We start from the raw sequence: 17449 nt of genomic DNA, 5'->3' as shown, positions 1-17449 counted from the left end.
CTTTGGAGGGGTCGGACAAGGGAATCGGTCCTGACCGCTGGCATGATGGATGGCAGGCCGAGAGCAATTTAGACGTTTCAAACAAAAGGAGCCCCATGGGACTGCTGGACAACAAAACCGCGATCGTCACCGGATCTTCCCGCGGCATCGGCGCTGACGTCGCCAAAATACTCGCCGGCGAGGGCGCCGCCGTTGTGGTCAACTACCGCCAGAAGGCGCCGCGCGCCAACAAGGTGGTTGCAGGCATCGAAGCAGCCGGCGGCCGTGCCGTGGCCGTTGGCGCCGACCTCACCACCGAGGAGGGTGTGCACGCGCTGGCCAGCGCCGCAATGGAAAACTTCGGCACCCTGGACATCCTGGTGCTGAACGCTTCCGGCGGCATGGAGGCCGGCATGGGCGAGGATTACGCGCTGCGGCTGAACCGCGACGCGCAGGTGAACATGCTCAACGCGGCAGTGCCGCTGATGAACGAAGGCTCCCGCGTGGTGTTTGTCACCAGCCACCAGGCCCACTTCATCAACACTGTCCCCACCATGCCCGCTTACGAAGGGGTGGCCCGCAGCAAGCGTGCCGGCGAGGACGCACTGCGCGAACTGGTCCCCGGACTGGCTGAGAAGGGCATCACCCTGGTGGTGGTCTCCGGCGACATGATCGAGGGAACAGTCACGGCCACACTGCTGGACCGCTCCACCCCGGGTGCCATCGAGGCACGCCGGGCGGAAGCCGGAAAGCTGTACTCCGTCGAGGAGTTCGCCGAGGTCGTTGCGGGCATGGCCACGGCCGACGTCGAACCCGGCCACACCGAATACGCCGGCGGCGCCGACTACTTCGGCAAGAGCGGGCCTGCAAGCTAGCCTTTCCTGCCCCTCCGCGAGATGGCACTTCGCGGCAATGATCCTCCCGGACATTGCCGCGAAGTGCCATCTCGCGGTTAAGGGTCAGACGCCCGCGACGTGGCGGACGGCGTCCAGGTACGGCATGTTGACGGCGGCGTCGGCCACGGCGCGGACGGCCGGCTTGGCGTTGAACGCCACCCCGATTCCGGCCGCACCCAGCATGTCCAGGTCGTTGGCGCCGTCACCCACCGCCACCGTGTGCTCCAGGGCGATGCCCTCGGCAGCAGCCCACTCCCGCAGGTACTTCTCCTTGGCCGCCCGGTCCACCACGGCGCCCAGGACCTTCCCGGTCAGCGCGCCGTCCACAATTTCCAGCTCGTTGGCCTGCCAGTAGTCCAGGCCCAGGTCGGCCGCGATCGGCGCCAGGATCTGGTTGAAGCCGCCGGAGACCACCGCCACCACATGGCCTGCGGCCTTGAACGCTGCAACGAGTTCCGCGGCCCCCTCACTGAGTTTCACCTCATACCGGACGGAAGTGACGACGTCGGCCGGCAGCCCGGCGAGGACCGCCACCCGGGCATGCAGGCTTTGGGCGAAGTCGAGCTCGCCGCGCATGGCGGCTTCCGTCACGGCAGCCACCTCCTCGCGCTTGCCGGCGTACGCTGCCAGGAGTTCGATGACTTCCTGCTGGATGAGGGTGGAGTCAACATCCATGATCAGCAGCTTCCGGCCGGCGGCCCGGAGGCCGGCCGGAACCAGTGCGGTGTCAACTCCCGGGATGGCCGCATCCGCCACGGCCCGGCGCAGGCCGGCCAGTCCGGCGGCGGTGGCGTCCGGCAGGGAAAGATCGGCAATGTGGACCTGGTAACGGGCGTCCCCGGACGTGGTTCCGGGCTGCGGGGAAACACCGGCGGCGGTAAGGACGGACCCCAGCCGGTCCAGTGCTTCAGCGGTCATGTTCCGGCCATAGCTGACGGCGGTTACGTTCGAAGTCATGCCTGCAATCTTAGCGAGCGGCAGCGGCCCGCTGCGCCGGTGCGCACCGGTTAGCAGTCCGCCTCTTATTTGTCCTAGTGTCTATTCCTATGAGTGATGTTCTTGAATTGGCCGCCGTCAGCGTTGTGCGTGGAGCCAAGACGCTCCTGGACAAGGTGGACTGGCAGGTCAAGGAGGGTGAGCGGTGGGTCATCCTGGGACCCAACGGCGCCGGCAAGACCACGCTGCTCCAGATCGCCGCGGCCAGGCTGCACCCCAGCAGCGGCACCGCCGGCATTCTGGACGAGGTCCTGGGCGCTGTGGACGTCTTTGAACTCCGGCCCCGCATCGGCCTTTCCTCAGCCGCGCTGGCCAACCAGATCCCCGGGGATGAAACCGTCCTGAACGTGGTGGTCACCGCCGCCTATGGCGTGACCGGCCGCTGGCGTGAAGGCTACGAGAAGGACGACGAACGGCGGGCCTTCCGGCTCCTGAACGAATGGGGCATGGGCCCGATGCTCAACCGCCGTTTCGTGTCCCTGTCCGAGGGTGAACGGAAGCGGGTCCAGATCGCCCGCGCCCTCATGACGGATCCCGAACTACTGCTCCTGGATGAGCCAGGAGCTGGCCTGGACCTCGGCGGCCGCGAGGACCTGGTCCACCGGCTCAGCCAACTGGCCCGCGATGAGGCGGCCCCGGCCATGATCCTGGTCACACACCACCTCGAGGAAGTCCCGCCCGGCTTCACGCACGCCATGCTGCTCCGCGATGCGGGAGTGGTGGCCTCAGGCCCCATCGAAGAGGTACTGACCGGTGCGAACCTGAGCCGGACCTTCGGCCTGGACCTCGACGTGAGCGTCAACGCCGGCCGGTACGCCGCCGTCGCCCGCCACTGACCCCGGAGCCTGCGGCGTGGACCTCCTCAGCAGCATCTTTGTGTCCATCGCCGGGCTCTGGGCCGGCACCATCAACGCGGTGGTGGGCTCCGGCACGCTGGTGACGTTCCCGGTGCTCATTGCACTGGGCGTGACCCCGGTGGTGGCGTCGATGTCCAATGCCATGGGCCTGGTGTTCGGCACTGCGGCCGGTGCGTTCGGCTACCGCCGCGAACTCAGGGGCCGCGGCCGGCAGCTGCTTAAGCTCCTGCCGGCGTCCCTGCTGGGCGGCATCTCCGGCGCGTGGCTGCTGCTGCACCTCCCCGAACAGGTGTTCCACTACGTCGCGCCGGTGCTGCTGGTCCTCGCGCTCCTGATGGTGGTGTTCCAGCCCCGGCTGCAGGCATGGGTCCGCAACCGCGAGTCCGATCCGGAACAGGCGGTCCGGGACAAACGGCACGGCCTGCTCCTGGTGGTGCTGGTGTTCCTGGCCGGGGTGTACGGCGGCTACTTTGTGGCCGCCCAGGGCATCCTCCTGGTGGGCATCCTGGGGGTCTTCCTCAAGGGCACCATCCAGAACGCCAACGCCATGAAAAATGTCCTGGTGCTCGGCGTGAACCTGGTGGCTGCCCTGTCCTACCTGCTCTTCGCCTTTGACCGGATCCACTGGCTGGTGGTCCTTCTGATCGCCGTCACCTCCACGGTGGGTGGACTGGTGGGCGCGAAAGTGGGCCGGAAACTGAAGCCCGCAGTGCTCCGCGGTGTGATCTTCGTCCTGGGCCTGGTGGCCATGGGCTTTATGGTCGCCAACCTGCTGAAATAATCACCCCGTGACCCTCCACTACCTCGAGACCGCCGAAGACCCGCGCGTCTCCGACTACACCCAGCTCACCGACGTGCACCTGCGCAAGCTCCGGGAGCCCGCAGAAGGCATGTACATCGCCGAGTCCTCCCGGGTGCTGCGCCGCGCGTTGGCAGCAGGCCACCGGCCGAGGTCCTTTTTCCTGGCCGAAAAGTGGCTGGCGGATCTCCAGGACGTCCTGGCCGCCCACCCGGAAGTGCCGGCCTTCATCGGCACTGCCGCTGTGCTGGAGGAGATCACCGGATTCCACCTGCACCGGGGGGCCATGGCCGCCATGCAGCGGCCCGCGCCGGTGCCGTTGGCCACCATCCTCGCCGGCGCCCGCCGGGTGGCGGTCCTGGAAGACATCGTGGACCACACCAACGTCGGCGCCATCTTCCGTTCAGCGGCGGCCCTGGACCTGGACGCCGTCCTCGTTTCGCCACGGTGCGGGGACCCCCTGTACCGCCGCAGCGTCCGAGTCAGCATGGGTACCGTCTTCCAGGTGCCCTGGGCGCGGCTGACGGACTGGCCCGGCGACCTGGCAGTGCTCAAGGAGCACGGTTTCACCGTGGCGGCCCTGGAACTGACGGCGGACGCCGAGGACGTGGACGCGGTGGCGGCCCGGAACCCGGACAAGCTGGCGCTGGTCCTGGGAACGGAGGGTGCCGGCATGAGCCCGGAAACCCTGGCAGCCGTGGATCTTGCCGTGAAGATCCCGATGCGGCGGGGCGTTGATTCGTTGAACGTGGCGGCGGCGTCCGCGGTGGCTTTCTGGGAGCTCCGGGCGCGGCCCTGACCGCCGCGGCGCGTTCGTCAGTACGCGGCGCCTTCCGCTATGATGGGTAGCTGGTTGTCCTGCCAAGCCAGCTTTCTGCTGCAGCAACGGCCAGCCATCCCATTCATACCTGGCATCTGGCAAAATCCAGTTGCGTTGAACAAAGGCCCCATTATGAAGTCGAACACCCACCCGAAGTACGAAGCAGTTGTTTTCAACGACCTGGCTTCCGGCGTTAAGTTCCTGACCAAGTCCACCGTTGGCTCCAAGAAGACCATCGAGTGGGAAGACGGCAACACCTACCCGGTCATCGACGTCGAAATCTCCTCCGAGTCCCACCCGTTCTACACGGGCAAGCAGCGCATCATGGACTCGGCCGGCCGCGTCGAGCGCTTCAACGCACGCTTCAAGGGCTTCGGCGGCAAGAAGTAACCCTTCGCCCCAGCAGTTCCCAGAACGCCCGCACCGGAAACGGTGCGGGCGTTCTGCGTTGGCGGGCCACCTCTTCCCTGGGGCAGGATGGAACCATGACCTCCGAACAGCTTTCAGCCAACGACCCTGCCGACGCCCGGAGCAGGCACGGCGAGTACAAAGTGCCGGGCGGCAAACTCGTGGTGGTTGACCTGGCCGTGGTTGACGGTGCGCTGGCCGACGTCTCCGTCAGCGGCGACTTTTTCCTGGAGCCGGATGAGGCCCTCCTGGACATCAACAGGGCACTCACCGGATTGCCGGAGACGACGCCGGCCGCTGACCTCGCCGCGGCCGTGACGGCCGCGCTGCCCGCCGCCGCAGTCCTGTTCGGCTTCTCCGCGGACGCCGTGGCCATCACCGTCCGCCGGGCCCTCGCGAAAGCCACGTCCTGGCAGGACCACCACTGGGACGTTATTGCCCCCACCGTGCTGCCCACCGAGATCAACGTTGCCCTGGACGATGTCCTCACCGAGGAAGTAGGCGCCGGCCGCCGCAACCCCACCCTGCGTTTCTGGGATTGGGAGGAACCCTCTGTGGTGATCGGCAGCTTCCAGTCGGTCCGGAATGAAGTGGACCCGGACGGCGTGGCGCGGCACGGCATCAAGGTGGTCCGGCGGATCAGCGGCGGGGGAGCGATGTTTATGGAGGCCGGCAACTGCATCACCTACTCGCTGTACGTCCCGCAGACCCTGGTGGACGGCCTGAGCTTCGCCGACTCCTACCCCTTCCTGGATGCCTGGGTCATGGCGGCCCTGGAGAAGATCGGCATCAGCGCCTACTACGTGCCGCTGAATGACATCACCACCGACCAGGGCAAGATCGGCGGCGCGGCCCAGAAGCGGCTGGCCAACGGCGGCATGCTCCACCACGTGACCATGAGCTATGACATCGACGCGGACAAAATGGTGGAGGTCCTGCGGATCGGCAAGGAAAAGCTGTCCGACAAGGGAACCCGGAGCGCCAAGAAGCGCGTGGACCCGCTCCGCCGCCAGACGGGCCTGTCCCGTACCGCCATCATCGCGGCCATGACGGAGGTGTTCGCCGAAAGGTACGGCGCTACCCCGGCGGAGCTCACCCCAGCGGAGCTCACCACGGCCCGCGAGCGGGTGGAGCAGCGCTTTGGCACCGACGAATGGCTCCACCGGGTCCCCTGAGCGCCCCCAGGCCCGGGTTCGCTGCGCAGGTTGGTTCAGGCCGCCTGCGCCGTGAGGGCCCGCAGCAGGTGGCTGCGCTGTTCGATGATGATCCGGCGCAGGGCGCGGGGCGCATCGGCGTTGGCTTCGAGCCAGCTGTCGGTGCGGCGCAGGACCGGGTGCTCCGCCGGCTCCGTACCAGGCGCCAGGTCCTGCGCGGACGGATACAGGCCCCTTACAATCCGGCTGGCAATCTCGATGCTGCGACCGGCCCACACGCCCCGCAGGCAGTCGAAGTACCGCTCCACATAAGGAGCCAGCAGGTGGGCCGGCGCCGTGGTGAAGCCGCTGATGGTGGCGCTGAGGAGTTGGTTGGACAGCTCCTCGCCTTCCACTGCCGCGGCCCAGGCTGCGGCCTTGACTGCGGCATCCGGGCGGGCCGCCATGGCCGCGGCGTGGCCCGCGCGCCCGGACGCGGTGGTGTCCCGGGCCAGTTCGGCGGCCAGCTCCGCCTCCGTGGCGTGGCCCTGCGCGGCCAGGGCCAGCCACAGATGCCAGCGCAGTTCGGGGTCCACAGCCAGGCCGGGCACCGGTGAGGTGCCGGCCAGGAGTCCGGCGAGCCGGCCCCGCAGGGCGTCGTCGGTCCGGCTGAGGGTCCCCACCGTGCGTGCCCAGGCCAGCTGCTGGTCCGAGCCGGGAGCAGCCCGGTCCAGTTCCGCAGCGGCGGTGGCCAGGAACGAGGACCGGGCAGCGTCCCTTTCAGCGGCGGGTGTGTAGCGTTCGACGGCGGCACTGGCGTTGTCGAGGATGTTCAGCAGGACGCCGATCCCCGTCTCCGCGGGGCCGAACGACGCCACAGCGTCGATGTAGCGGAGCGCCGGGCTTTCGCCGTCCCGGGCCGAGTTCCATAACGCCGTCCAGCACAGCGCCCGGGCCATGGGATCAGCGATCCGGTCCAGGGACGCCAGGACCGTGGCGAGCGACTGCGGGTCCAGGCGGACCTTGGCGTAGGTCAGGTCGTCGTCATTGGGCAGCAGCAGGGCGGGCCGTGCCTGGCCGCTGAGTTCGGGAACGGCCGTCAGGTCACCGGCGATGTCGGTTTCCACACTTCCGGTACGCACCAGGGCGTCACCGTTGAAGTTGTAGAGCCCCAGCCGGAGCCGGTGCGGACGGGGGACGGACACGCCCGTGACGGGATCCGTGGCGTCCTGGCGCACGCTGACGGCCCCGAGCACCTGATCCGTTGTCGCAGCGGACATCTCCAGCTCCAGGGTGGAGATCCCGGAGGTCTGCAACCACTGCTGTGCCCAGCCGGCCAGGTCACGGCCGGAGGCTGCGCTGAGCGCCGCCAGGAGGTCAGCCAACGTGGTGTTGCCGTAGGCGTGCTCGCGGAAGTAGGCACGGGAACCCGCAATAAAGGCGTCAAAGCCCACGTACGCCACCAGTTGCTTCAGGACCGAAGCGCCTTTGGCGTAAGTGATGCCGTCGAAGTTCTGCTTGGCGGCTTCGAGGTCCGGGATGTCCGCCACGATCGGGTGCGTAGTGGGCAGCTGGTCCTGCACATAAGCCCACGCCTTGCGCTTGTTGGCGAAGTTGACCCAGGCGGAGTCCCAGTCGGTGGCCCGGTCAACACCGAGGGTGCCCATGTAGTCGGCAAAGGACTCCTTGAGCCACAGGTCGTTCCACCACAGCATGGTCACCAGGTCCCCGAACCACATGTGCGCCATCTCATGCATCAGCGTGTTGGCCCGGGCCTGGTACTGCGAGTCCGTGGCCCGCGACGTGAAGACATAGGTTTCCGTGAACGTCACCAGGCCCGGGTTTTCCATGGCGCCGAGGTTGTATTCGGGCACAAAGGCCTGGTCGTACTTACCCCACGGGTAAGGGAAGTCGAAGAGCCGGTTGAAGAAGTCCAGGCCGTTTTTGGTCAGCGTAAAGAGCGCATCAGCATCGAACGACGCCGCCATCGAGGCCCGGCAGTACAGGGCCAGCGGGACGTCCATGGCCGTGCCGTCCGCCAGCGTGGCCTGCCAGCGGTCCTCAGCCTTGAAATAGGGTCCGGCCAGCACGGTGGTGATGTAGGTGGACATCCGTTCGGTGGTGGCAAAGTCCCAGCGGGCAGCAGCCGGGTCATCGCCAAGTACGGTGCGGGCCGTTTCGACGCCGTTCGAGGCCACCTGCCAGCCCGCAGGCGCTGTGACGTGGAACGTAAACGCCGCTTTGAGGTCCGGCTGTTCGAAGTTGGCAAACACCCGGCGCGCGTCGGCCGGCTCGTACTGCGTGTAGAGGTAGCACTGGCCGTCTGCCGGGTCCACAAAGCGGTGCATTCCCTCGCCGGACCTGCTGTACAGCGCCGTGGCCGTGACCACCACCTGGTTTTCCGCCTGGAGGTTCTCCAGCCTGATGCGGACGCCGTCCGCCACCCCGGCGGGAAGTTCCACGCCGTTGAGCAGGACGCTGTGCACCTCGCCGATGAAGTCCAGGAACGTTGAACTGCCCGGCTCTGCGGCGGAGAAGGTAATGGTGCTTTGGGTGCGGTAGCCGGCAACATCCGGATCCGCCGCCTGCCTGACGTCCAGTGCGACGTCGTAGCTGGTGGTGCTGATCAGGGCTGAACGGTGGGCGGCTTCATCGCGCTGCAGATTCTCATGTGACACCCAGCTATCTAATCATGGGGCCGTCGGTCCGGATCAGCCGGCAATCAGGACGGCGGCGCCCAGGCCCAGCACGGCAATCAGCAGCCACGACGCGAGGGCGGCCAGGAGCGCCCGGCCGCCCGTCAGGAGCAGCGCCCGGATGCGGACAGCAGAGCCGAGTCCGAACAGTGCGGCCCCGAGCAGGATGTCCTGCAGCACCGCCCCTGCCTCCAGCCAGCCATCGGACAGCCAGCCGGTGGACCGCAGCCCCACCATGGCGATGAAACCGAGGACAAACAGCGGGATCACAGGAGGACGCACGTGCCCGCTTTCCAGGCTGTCGTCAGGCTGCCGCGCCAGCCGCTGGTGGGCCCCGGCGATGGCCACCACCGGGGCCAGCAGCAGCACGCGGGTGAGTTTTACGACGACGGCGATCCCGAGTGCCGCCGTGCCGGCCGTTTGCGCCGTGGCCACCACTTGTCCGACGTCGTGGACGGAGGCGCCGGTCCAGGCGCCGAAGACCGGGGCGGTGAGCTGGAGCGGATGGATCAGCAGGGGGAGGGCGCCGATGGCAAGGGTGCCGCAGAGGGTCACCAGGGCCACCGGCAGGACGGTGTCCACGTGCTTGATGCGGCGCACGGCGGCCATGGCACCAATTGCGGAGGCACCGCAGATCGAGAATCCGGTGGCCACCAGCAGGGCCGTGACCGGCGGCAGCCGGAACAGCCGCGAGATCAGGTATGTGCCGCCGAAGCTGGCAGCCACAACGCCGGTGATCAGGACCAGCGCCAGCCAGCCGAGTCCCAGCACGTCCATCACGCTGACCTTCAGGCCCAGGACCACAATCCCGCCACGCATCAGGTGCTTGCCGGCGAAGTCGAGTCCCGGCCTGCCGCGCCCGGCAGTAAAGGCGCCGGCCCACGGAAGGTTGGCGGTGAGGACTCCCAGCACCACGGCCAGGGTCATTGCCGGCAGGACCGGAACCAGCCCGTGGACCACGAAGGCCACCGCCAGGGCTACGACAGCGGCGGCGAGCCCGGGAAGCAGCCGGCGGGCACGACGGGGGCTCCCCGGTGGGGGTCGAAAACGGCTTCTGCTCGCTGGCACTCACCTACTGTGCCGGAAAACCTCCGGAATCCACGAACCCACACAGCCCCGCCAACACGCCAGAATGGGCCACAGTAATGAATTCGAAACAAAAAGGTGGTTGGCTATTGGACATGTCAGACCTATTCCAGGATTACTCCCAGGCCGCAGGCCGGTCCGGAGCCTACGACGAGATGTTCGCCCCCGGGCAGCAGGCACGGGACTCCTACGGGCAGGTGGCGGACGCCCTGCGGAAACTTTCCCTGGCTGATGTCAGCGCCCGCGCGGACTCGATGGCGCGCACCTTCCTGGACCGCGGAGTCACGTTCGATTTCGCGGGGGAGGAGCGGCCCTTCCCGCTCGACATCGTTCCCCGCGTCATTCCCGCCGCCGAGTGGGACGTCCTGGAGCGGGGCGTCGCGCAGCGTGTGCGCGCCCTGGAGGCTTTCCTCAACGACGTCTACGACAAGATGACTGTTGTGGCGGACGGTGTCATTCCCCGCCAGCTGGTCACCACCAGCGCCCACTTCCACCGCCAGGTCCAGGGCTTCGAACCCGCCGGCGGCGTCCGGGTGCACATTTCCGGCATTGACGTGGTCCGCGACGCCGCCGGTACGTTCCGGGTGCTGGAGGACAACGTCCGCGTCCCGTCCGGCGTCAGCTACGTCCTCGAAAACCGCCGCGCCATGGCCAAGGGCCTGCCCGAGGCTTTCGGCCAGCAGCTGATCCGGCCCGTCGAGGAATACCCACGCCGGCTGCTCTCCGCGCTGCGCAAAACGGCGCCGTCCGGTGTGGACGATCCCACCGTTGTTGTCCTGACGCCCGGCGTCTTCAACAGTGCCTACTTCGAGCACACCCTGCTGGCCGGGTTGATGGGTGTGGAACTGGTGGAAGGCCGCGACCTGATCTGCCGCGGCAACCGCGTGTACATGCGCACCACTGCGGGTGAGCAGCGCGTAGACGTCATCTACAAACGCATCGACGACGACTTCCTGGACCCGCTGCAGTTCCGGGCCGATTCCATGCTTGGCTGCCCCGGACTGGTCAACGCCGCACGCGCCGGCGGGGTGACCATCGCCAACGCCGTGGGCAACGGCGTCGCGGACGACAAACTGGTCTACAGTTACGTTCCTGACCTGATCCGCTACTACCTCAGCGAGGAGCCCATCATCGCGAACGTGGACACGTTCCGCCTCGAGGAGAAGGAAGCCCGGGAGTACACCCTGGACAACCTCGCAGAACTTGTGGTGAAGCCGGTGGACGGCTCGGGCGGCAAGGGCCTGGTGATCGGCCCCGATGCCTCCAAGGATGAACTGGATGCCCTGCGGCAGAGGATCATCGGCGACCCGCGCGGCTGGATCGCCCAGCCGGTCCTGCAGCTTTCGACAGTCCCTACCCTGAGCGGGGACAAGTTCGGTCCCCGGCACGTGGACCTCAGGCCTTTCGCAGTGAACGACGGCGACAACGTCTGGGTTTTGCCGGGCGGCCTGACCCGGGTGGCTCTCAAGGAGGGCTCCCTGATCGTCAACTCCAGCCAGGGCGGCGGCTCCAAGGACACCTGGGTCCTTGCCGATTCGCCGCAGGTCCCGGTGGAAACCCTGCCGCGGCAGGCCATCACCGTCCGCGAACGCGTGTCCGTGTGGCCCGTGGAGAGCAACTGGCGCGACCGCCAGTCGGAGCAGCAGCAGTGAACCGGCTCTTCGGAAGTTTCCCGTCTTTTTCCATGCAGGGCCTGCAGGAGGTTGCAACGAATGCTTAGCCGTATTGCCGAGTCACTTTTCTGGATCGGCCGTTATGTTGAGCGGGCCGACGGTACCGCCCGCATCCTCGACGTGCACCTGGAGCGGTTGAACCACCTGCCCATGGAGGAGCGCCGCAGCGTGGCCCAGGAGCTTCTGGCCGTGATGGGCGCCCGGCCACAGAGTGAGGACTTCGGCCTGCCTGAACTCCTGCACGCGCTGGCGTACGACAAAACCAGCGCCACCTCCATCGCAGGGTCCCTCGGGGCCGCCCGTGAGAACGCCCGGCGTGCCCGGGAAACAGTGTCTTCCGGGCTGTGGGAAAGCCTGAACACCACCTATTACGGGCTGAGCCAGCACCGCAAGGACGTGGTGGGCACCTACAGGTTCTGCAACTGGACCCTGGAGCGCACGGCAATGGTCAGCGGGCTCGCTGACACCACTGTCAGCCACGACGAGAGCTGGCTGTTCCTGGTCCTGGGCCGCTCCCTGGAACGCGCCGACATGACCGCCCGCATGCTGTCCACCCGCGATGTCCTGTCCGCGGGCATGTCCTGGGTGAACATGCTCCGGTGTGCAGGAGCGTACGAGTCCTTCCTGCGGACCCGGCGGGCTGCGTTCGGGGACCAGCACGCCGCCGAGTTCCTGCTGCTGGACCGGCTGTTCCCACGGTCCATCGTGTACGCCCTGCGGGACGCCGACGAATGCCTGGCGAAGCTGGACCCGTCAGCGCAGCGGGTGGGCTTCATCAACGACGCCCGCCGCATTGTGGGCCAGGCGCGCACGTTCCTCGAGTTCCACCGCACCGATGACCTGATGTCCGAACTGCCAGAACACATGGAGCGCGTGCAGAAGGCCGTTTCGCAGGCGTCCGACGCCATTTCCCGTAAGTACTTCAATCAGGCGGACGAACTGGCCTGGGTGGGAGAAGTTTCATGACCCGGCTCAGCATCGTCCACAGGACGGCCTACAAATACAACAAACGCGTCACCCTGTCCTACAACGAGGCCCGGATGACGCCGCTCACCGACGCCCAGCAGGTGGTCCTGGAATCCACCGTCAAGGTTTCGCCCACCCAGGCCGCGGTCAGCACGTACCGCGACTACTGGGGCACCCGGGTCACCGCGTTCGACATGCAGATGCCGCACGAGCACCTTGAGGTGGTCTCCAACATCACAGTGGAGGTCCACCGCGCCGAGAAGATCCCGTCCGAGTCGGACATTGTGGGTTGGGATGTCCTGTCCGCTCCGGAAACCCTTGACGTCCACAGCGACTGGCTCCCGCAGTCCAGGCTCAGTGGGCCCGGTTCCGAGGTGCTGGGCATTGTGCCGGCAGTGGTGGCGGGGAAGAACCCGCACGAGGCGGCGCTGGCCATTTTTGCGTGGATGCGCGGCGAGATGACGTACATGTCAGGCTCGACGGCGGTGACCACCAACGCGGAGGAAGCCTGGGGTCAGCGCCAGGGGGTCTGCCAGGACCTGGCGCACCTGGCCATCGGTGCCCTGCGCAGCTGCGGGATCCCGGCCCGGTACGTCTCCGGATACCTGCACCCGCGCTCCAGCGCCGGAATCGGCGAGACAGTGGCCGGGCAGTCGCACGCCTGGCTGGAATGGTGGGACGGGGCCTGGCGGAGCTGGGACCCCACCAACCATAAGCCCGCCGGGGACTTCCACGTCACCGTGGCCAGGGGCCGGGACTACCGCGACGTCCCGCCACTGAAGGGCATCCTGTCCGGTGGCGGCGGCTCGGCGCTGAGCGTCACGGTCGAGATCACGCAGGTAGCTTAGGGATACCGGTCCGGCGCCCCCCGTGTGGGGCGCCGGACCGTTCGCTTACCAGGGGCTGGGCTTGTAGTCCTTCAGGAAAACACCGTACTGGTCTTCGCCGTCCTCGCCCATCACGATGGGGTCGTAGACCCGCGCTGCGCCGTCCACCAGGTCCAGGGGAGCGTGGAAGCCTTCCTCCATCAGCCGGACCTTGGTGTAGTGCGGCCGCTCGTCCGTGATCCAGCCGGTGTCCACGGCGGTCATCAGGATGCCGTCCGAGTCCAGCAGCTCCTGGGCGCTGGTGCGGGTCATCATGTTCAGGGCCGCCTTGGCCATGTTGGTGTGCGGGTGCCCCGGACCCTTGTAGGCGCGGGAGAACTGGCCTTCCATGGCGGAGACGTTCACGATGTATTTGCGGTGTGCAGTGGACCGGCGCATGGCGTCCCGCAACCTGCTGACCAGCAGGAACGGTGCTGTGACGTTGCAGAGTTGGACTTCGAGCATTTCCAGCGGATCCACCTCGTCCACCACCTGGGTCCAGCTGTTGATCCCGGCCAGGTCCGGGACCAGGCCGCCGGCGTCGATGGCTGTTCCTGCCGCGATGCGTTCCAGCGACGCGGACCCCGTGGACAGCGCCAGCGACGTGATGGCGTCCCCTGCCAGGACAGGGTGCTCCATCACGCTGCCGGCAAGGGCCAGCGGGTGCTTGTCGTGGGCGTGCCCGAAGGTCAGCAGTTCCGGGCCACCGTTGGCGGGCTCCAGGGCAGCAGGCAACGGCTCGTCCTCGGCGTCCACCAGGGGCTTGTAGGCATTGCCTGAACGGCGGACGGTCTGGGCCGCGTTGTTGATGATGATGTCCAGCGGACCGGCCTCGTTGAGGGAATCGGTCAGGGCCATCACCTGTGACGGGTCGCGGAGGTCGATGCCCACGATCCGCAGCCGGTGCAGCCATTCGCCGCTGTCCTCCATGGCAGCGAACCGGCGGGCGGCGTCCTTGGGGAACCGGGTGGTGATGGTGGTGTGGGCGCCGTCGCGGAGCAGCCGCAGGGCGATGTACATGCCGATCTTGGCGCGGCCGCCAGTGAGGAGGGCGCGCCTGCCGGTGAGGTCGGTCCGCGCGTCCCGCTTGCCGTGACTGAACGCCGCGCACTCGGGGCACAGCTGGTGGTAGAAGGCGTCCACCTGGGTGTAGTGGTTTTTGCAGATGTAGCAGGGCCTGGACCTGATGAGGTGGCCGGCCACGTCTCCGGTGGCCGAGGGCGCCAGCTTGTTGCCCCGGGTTTCGTCGTCGATGCGGTCCGGCGCGGCAGTGGCGGTCAATGCGATGACGGCCCGGTCGGCCTCGGCGATCAGGTCCCGCTTGGAAACACGGCGGTGCCGCTTCACGGCCTTGAACATTTTCCCCGTGGCCCGGCGCACCGAGATGTAGTCCGGGTGCTCCTCGTCGTAGGCGTGGATGGTGTTCAGGACCTTCAGGCAGGCCTGGATTTCCTCGGGCGACAGATCGGGGGAGCTCATTCGATCAATTTTACAGCCTGGCCCCCGGGCCGGCCGCACGGCTGGTGCCGCGCTGCCGGACCCGGTGCAAGGCAGGGAAAAACGCTACCGCTGGGCGGCGTTTGCCGCCGCGGCAGCATGGTTTTCGCCCACCCGGCCCACGGCGCCGCGGACATCCGGGTACTTGTCAGCGGCGGCCATCACGGACTTCGGGATCCTGTCCAGGTGCTCGGCGGCAAGCCGGCGCTCGTCGTCGCCGGGCTCCGGGACCAACTGGCCTTTGGCCAGGACGGTGATCCCGGAATCGGTGACCTTGTAGCCGCGGGCACGGTCCAGGTCGGCGTCCAGGCCGATGGCTGCCCCCGCGGGTACCTTCACGTTTTTGTCGAGGATGGCACGGTTGATCACGGCGCCTTCGCCGATCGTGACCTTGTCCATCAGGACGGAATCGATGACCCGGGCACTGGTTCCCACCTTGACGTCGTTGGAGAGGACGGAGCCTTCCACCACGCCGCCGGAGATGACCGCGCCGCTGGAGACGATGGAGTCCAGCGCGGTGCCCACGGTGTCGTCCCGGCCGCGGACAAACTTGGCCGGCGGGGAGATGCTCTGCCTGGTGTAAATGGGCCATTCGGAGTTGTACAGGTTAAACACCGGCAGCGGGGAGATGAGGTCCATGTGGGCGTCGTAGAACGAGTCAATGGTGCCGACGTCGCGCCAGTAGGTGCGGTCCCGTTCCGTGGAACCCGGGATGTCGTTGAGGGTGAAGTCGTACACGCCGGCCTCGCCCTGGTTCACGAAGTAGGGAATGATGTCCCCGCCCATGTCGTGCTTGGTGTCCAGCCGTTCGGCGTCCACGTGGAGGGCCGCGACAAGCGCGTCGGCGTCGAAAACGTAGTTGCCCATGGAGGCCAGGAACTGGGACGGATCAGCGGCGAGGCCGGGGGTGCTGGCCGGCTTCTCCACAAAGGCGGAGATCTTCTGCGGGTCGTTGGGGTCCACTTCGATGACCCCGAACTGGTCCGCCATGTGCAGGGGCTGGCGGACGGCCGCGACCGTGGCCTTGGCCCCGCTGTTGACGTGCTGGGCCACCATCTGGGAGAAGTCCATCCGGTACACGTGGTCCGCGCCCACCACAACAACGATGTCGGGGTTGGAGTCGTGGATCAGGTTCAGGGACTGGTAAATGGCGTTGGCGCTGCCCAGGAACCAGCTCTTGCCCACGCGCTGCTGCGCGGGGACGGAGGCAACATAGTTGCCCAGCTGCGTGGACATCCGCCAGGTCTCCGAGATATGTCGGTCAAGGCTGTGCGATTTGTACTGCGTGAGGACCACAATCTGCAGGTAGCGCGAATTCACCAGGTTGGAAAGGGCGAAGTCGATCAGGCGGTAGCTTCCCGCGAAGGGGACGGCCGGTTTGGCGCGGTCCGCCGTCAGCGGCATCAGCCTGTTGCCCTCGCCGCCTGCGAGGACAATGGCCAGGACTTTTTTGTTCAACGGCATGGTGGTCGCTCCTGTACGCCTTCGTAACTCCCAAGACAGTCCGGTTGGCCCGGACTCCTTCACACTAGAACAGTTAAGCGTGAACGACTACCTTGGGTGTTGTGCGAATAGACATTGTGACTAAAGAGTTTCCGCCGGAGATCTACGGAGGCGCCGGAGTCCACGTGGCAGAACTGAGCAGGGTGCTTAGTAAGCACGTTGACCTGCAGGTTCGTGCCTTCGGGGCACCGCGCGACGCCGACTACCATGGGGCGGCGGTGACGTCCTATGCGGTCCCTGACGACCTGGGCAGTGCCAACGCCGCTGTGCAGACGCTCGGGGTGGACCTGCGGATAGTACCCGATATCGCCGGGGCGGACCTGGTGCACTCGCACACCTGGTACGCCAACATGGCAGGGCACCTGGCGGGTCTGCTGCACGGCATCCCGCACGTCCTCAGCGCGCACAGCCTCGAGCCCCTGCGGCCGTGGAAGGCCGAGCAGCTCGGCGGCGGCTACGCCCTGTCTTCCTGGGTGGAGAAAACCGCCTACGAAGCCGCGGCCGCCATCATCGCCGTCTCGGAGGGCATGCGGCAGGACATCCTGCGCAGCTACCCGGAGGTGGACCCCGCCAAGGTGCGGGTGGTACACAACGGCATCGACGTTGAACTGTGGACCCGGGACGAAAACGACGACGCCGTCCGCGCCCTGGGCATCGACCCCGCCAGGCCCAGCGTGGTCTTCGTGGGCCGCAACACCCGCCAGAAGGGGGTTCCGTACCTCCTGCGGGCAGCGGCGAAGCTGCCGGCGGAAGTCCAGCTGGTTCTTTGCCTTGGCGCCGCGGACACTCCAGAGCTGGCCGCTGAAACCGCCCGCCTGATCGAAGAGCTGCAGGAGCAGCGCACCGGCGTGGTACTGATCGAGCGGATGCTTCCCCGGCATGAGCTGATCCAGGTCCTCAGCCATGCCACCGCCTTCGCCTGCCCCTCCATCTACGAGCCGTTGGGCATCGTCAACCTTGAGGCCATGGCCTGCGGAGCTGCCGTGGTGGCCAGCGCTACCGGCGGCATTCCCGAGGTGGTCCAGCATGGTGAGACGGGCCTGCTGGTTGACCTTGAGCAGGTCACGGACGGAACCGGCACCCCGCTGGACCCGGAGAAGTTCGTCACCGAGTTCGCTGCAGCGCTCACCGAGGTGGTGTCCGATCCGGAGCGTGCCCGGGCCATGGGCAAAGCCGGCCGGTTGCGTGCGGAACAGCACTTCTCGTGGGAATCCATCACGGAAACCACCCTGGAGGTCTACCGCTCAGTCCTCCCGGCCCAAGGCCAGTAACGT

15 protein-coding genes are annotated in these 17449 nt (G+C 67.2%); 10 read left to right on the top strand and 5 right to left on the bottom strand.

Translation table 11 applies throughout. The features are described from left to right. Nucleotides 1-95: 95 nt before the first annotated feature. A complete protein-coding gene (locus ASF72_RS15470; RefSeq protein ID WP_050687383.1) occupies nucleotides 96-854 on the top strand; it encodes an SDR family oxidoreductase in 759 nt (252 codons plus the stop codon). A gap of 84 nt (nucleotides 855-938) precedes the next feature. On the opposite strand, the gene serB is transcribed toward ASF72_RS15470, so the two are convergent. After that, nucleotides 939-1832: a phosphoserine phosphatase SerB gene (serB, locus tag ASF72_RS15465; RefSeq protein ID WP_056600391.1), complete on the bottom strand. Its 894-nt coding sequence runs from the start codon at nucleotides 1830-1832 to the stop codon at nucleotides 939-941. 89 nt (nucleotides 1833-1921) lie between these two features. Here serB and ASF72_RS15460 point away from each other — a divergent pair, with 89 nt between their 5' ends. The 5 genes from ASF72_RS15460 (at nucleotide 1922) to ASF72_RS15440 (ending at nucleotide 5930) form a co-directional block, all read left to right on the top strand. Next, nucleotides 1922-2707, top strand: a complete 786-nt coding sequence (locus ASF72_RS15460) for an ABC transporter ATP-binding protein (RefSeq protein WP_056600389.1) — start codon at nucleotides 1922-1924, stop codon at nucleotides 2705-2707. Between the two features lie 16 nt (nucleotides 2708-2723). Continuing rightward, entirely contained in the window at nucleotides 2724-3509 is a 786-nt protein-coding gene (locus tag ASF72_RS15455; RefSeq protein ID WP_056600387.1) for a sulfite exporter TauE/SafE family protein, read from the top strand. A 7-nt stretch (nucleotides 3510-3516) separates the two neighbouring features. Further along, on the top strand, nucleotides 3517-4326 hold the full coding sequence (locus ASF72_RS15450) for a TrmH family RNA methyltransferase (RefSeq protein WP_056600385.1): 810 nt from the start codon (nucleotides 3517-3519) through the stop codon (nucleotides 4324-4326). 153 nt (nucleotides 4327-4479) lie between these two features. Further along, on the top strand, nucleotides 4480-4737 hold the full coding sequence (locus ASF72_RS15445; RefSeq protein ID WP_050687374.1) for a type B 50S ribosomal protein L31: 258 nt from the start codon (nucleotides 4480-4482) through the stop codon (nucleotides 4735-4737). Between the two features lie 95 nt (nucleotides 4738-4832). Further along, nucleotides 4833-5930 (top strand): lipoate--protein ligase family protein, encoded by a 1098-nt coding sequence (locus tag ASF72_RS15440; protein ID WP_056600383.1) that lies wholly within the window; start codon nucleotides 4833-4835, stop codon nucleotides 5928-5930. Nucleotides 5931-5965: 35 nt separating this feature from the next. Here the strand turns inward: ASF72_RS15440 and pepN are convergent, their stop codons facing one another. Beyond that, entirely contained in the window at nucleotides 5966-8566 is a 2601-nt protein-coding gene (gene pepN, locus ASF72_RS15435) for an aminopeptidase N (protein WP_056600381.1), read from the bottom strand. Nucleotides 8567-8599: 33 nt separating this feature from the next. Continuing rightward, nucleotides 8600-9652 carry a YeiH family protein gene (locus ASF72_RS15430; protein ID WP_056600379.1) on the bottom strand — a complete coding sequence of 351 codons (1053 nt, stop codon included), beginning with the start codon at nucleotides 9650-9652 and terminating at the stop codon, nucleotides 8600-8602. 113 nt (nucleotides 9653-9765) lie between these two features. Between ASF72_RS15430 and ASF72_RS15425 the strand changes: the two genes are divergently transcribed. Genes ASF72_RS15425 through ASF72_RS15415 form a run of 3 tightly spaced genes read left to right on the top strand, consistent with a single transcriptional unit; the run spans nucleotide 9766 to nucleotide 13157 of the window. Then, nucleotides 9766-11322, top strand: a complete 1557-nt coding sequence (locus tag ASF72_RS15425) for a circularly permuted type 2 ATP-grasp protein (RefSeq protein WP_050687367.1) — start codon at nucleotides 9766-9768, stop codon at nucleotides 11320-11322. A gap of 60 nt (nucleotides 11323-11382) precedes the next feature. Continuing rightward, complete coding sequence (locus tag ASF72_RS15420; protein WP_018761308.1) at nucleotides 11383-12309, top strand: alpha-E domain-containing protein; 927 nt, start codon at nucleotides 11383-11385, stop codon at nucleotides 12307-12309. Next, the gene (locus ASF72_RS15415) at nucleotides 12306-13157 is read left to right on the top strand and encodes a transglutaminase family protein (RefSeq protein WP_050687365.1); all 852 of its coding nucleotides are present in this window, start codon (nucleotides 12306-12308) and stop codon (nucleotides 13155-13157) included. Before ASF72_RS15420 ends, ASF72_RS15415 begins: the two co-directional genes overlap by 4 nt. Nucleotides 13158-13202: 45 nt before the next feature. Here the strand turns inward: ASF72_RS15415 and ASF72_RS15410 are convergent, their stop codons facing one another. Both ASF72_RS15410 and glgC read right to left on the bottom strand, forming a co-directional pair. Next, nucleotides 13203-14654, bottom strand: a complete 1452-nt coding sequence (locus ASF72_RS15410) for an SDR family NAD(P)-dependent oxidoreductase (protein ID WP_056600376.1) — start codon at nucleotides 14652-14654, stop codon at nucleotides 13203-13205. Nucleotides 14655-14738: 84 nt separating this feature from the next. After that, complete coding sequence (gene glgC / locus ASF72_RS15405; RefSeq protein WP_056600373.1) at nucleotides 14739-16136, bottom strand: glucose-1-phosphate adenylyltransferase; 1398 nt, start codon at nucleotides 16134-16136, stop codon at nucleotides 14739-14741. A gap of 101 nt (nucleotides 16137-16237) precedes the next feature. Between glgC and glgA the strand changes: the two genes are divergently transcribed. Beyond that, complete coding sequence (gene glgA, locus ASF72_RS15400) at nucleotides 16238-17446, top strand: glycogen synthase (RefSeq protein WP_056600467.1); 1209 nt, start codon at nucleotides 16238-16240, stop codon at nucleotides 17444-17446. Nucleotides 17447-17449: the final 3 nt, after the last annotated feature.

Origin of the sequence: Arthrobacter sp. Leaf141, assembly GCF_001424565.1 — a bacterium.
In the GTDB taxonomy this organism is placed as follows: domain Bacteria; phylum Actinomycetota; class Actinomycetes; order Actinomycetales; family Micrococcaceae; genus Arthrobacter.
The sequence above is the reverse complement of the archived record's forward strand: the minus strand, read 5'-3'. Positions and strand labels throughout refer to the sequence as shown.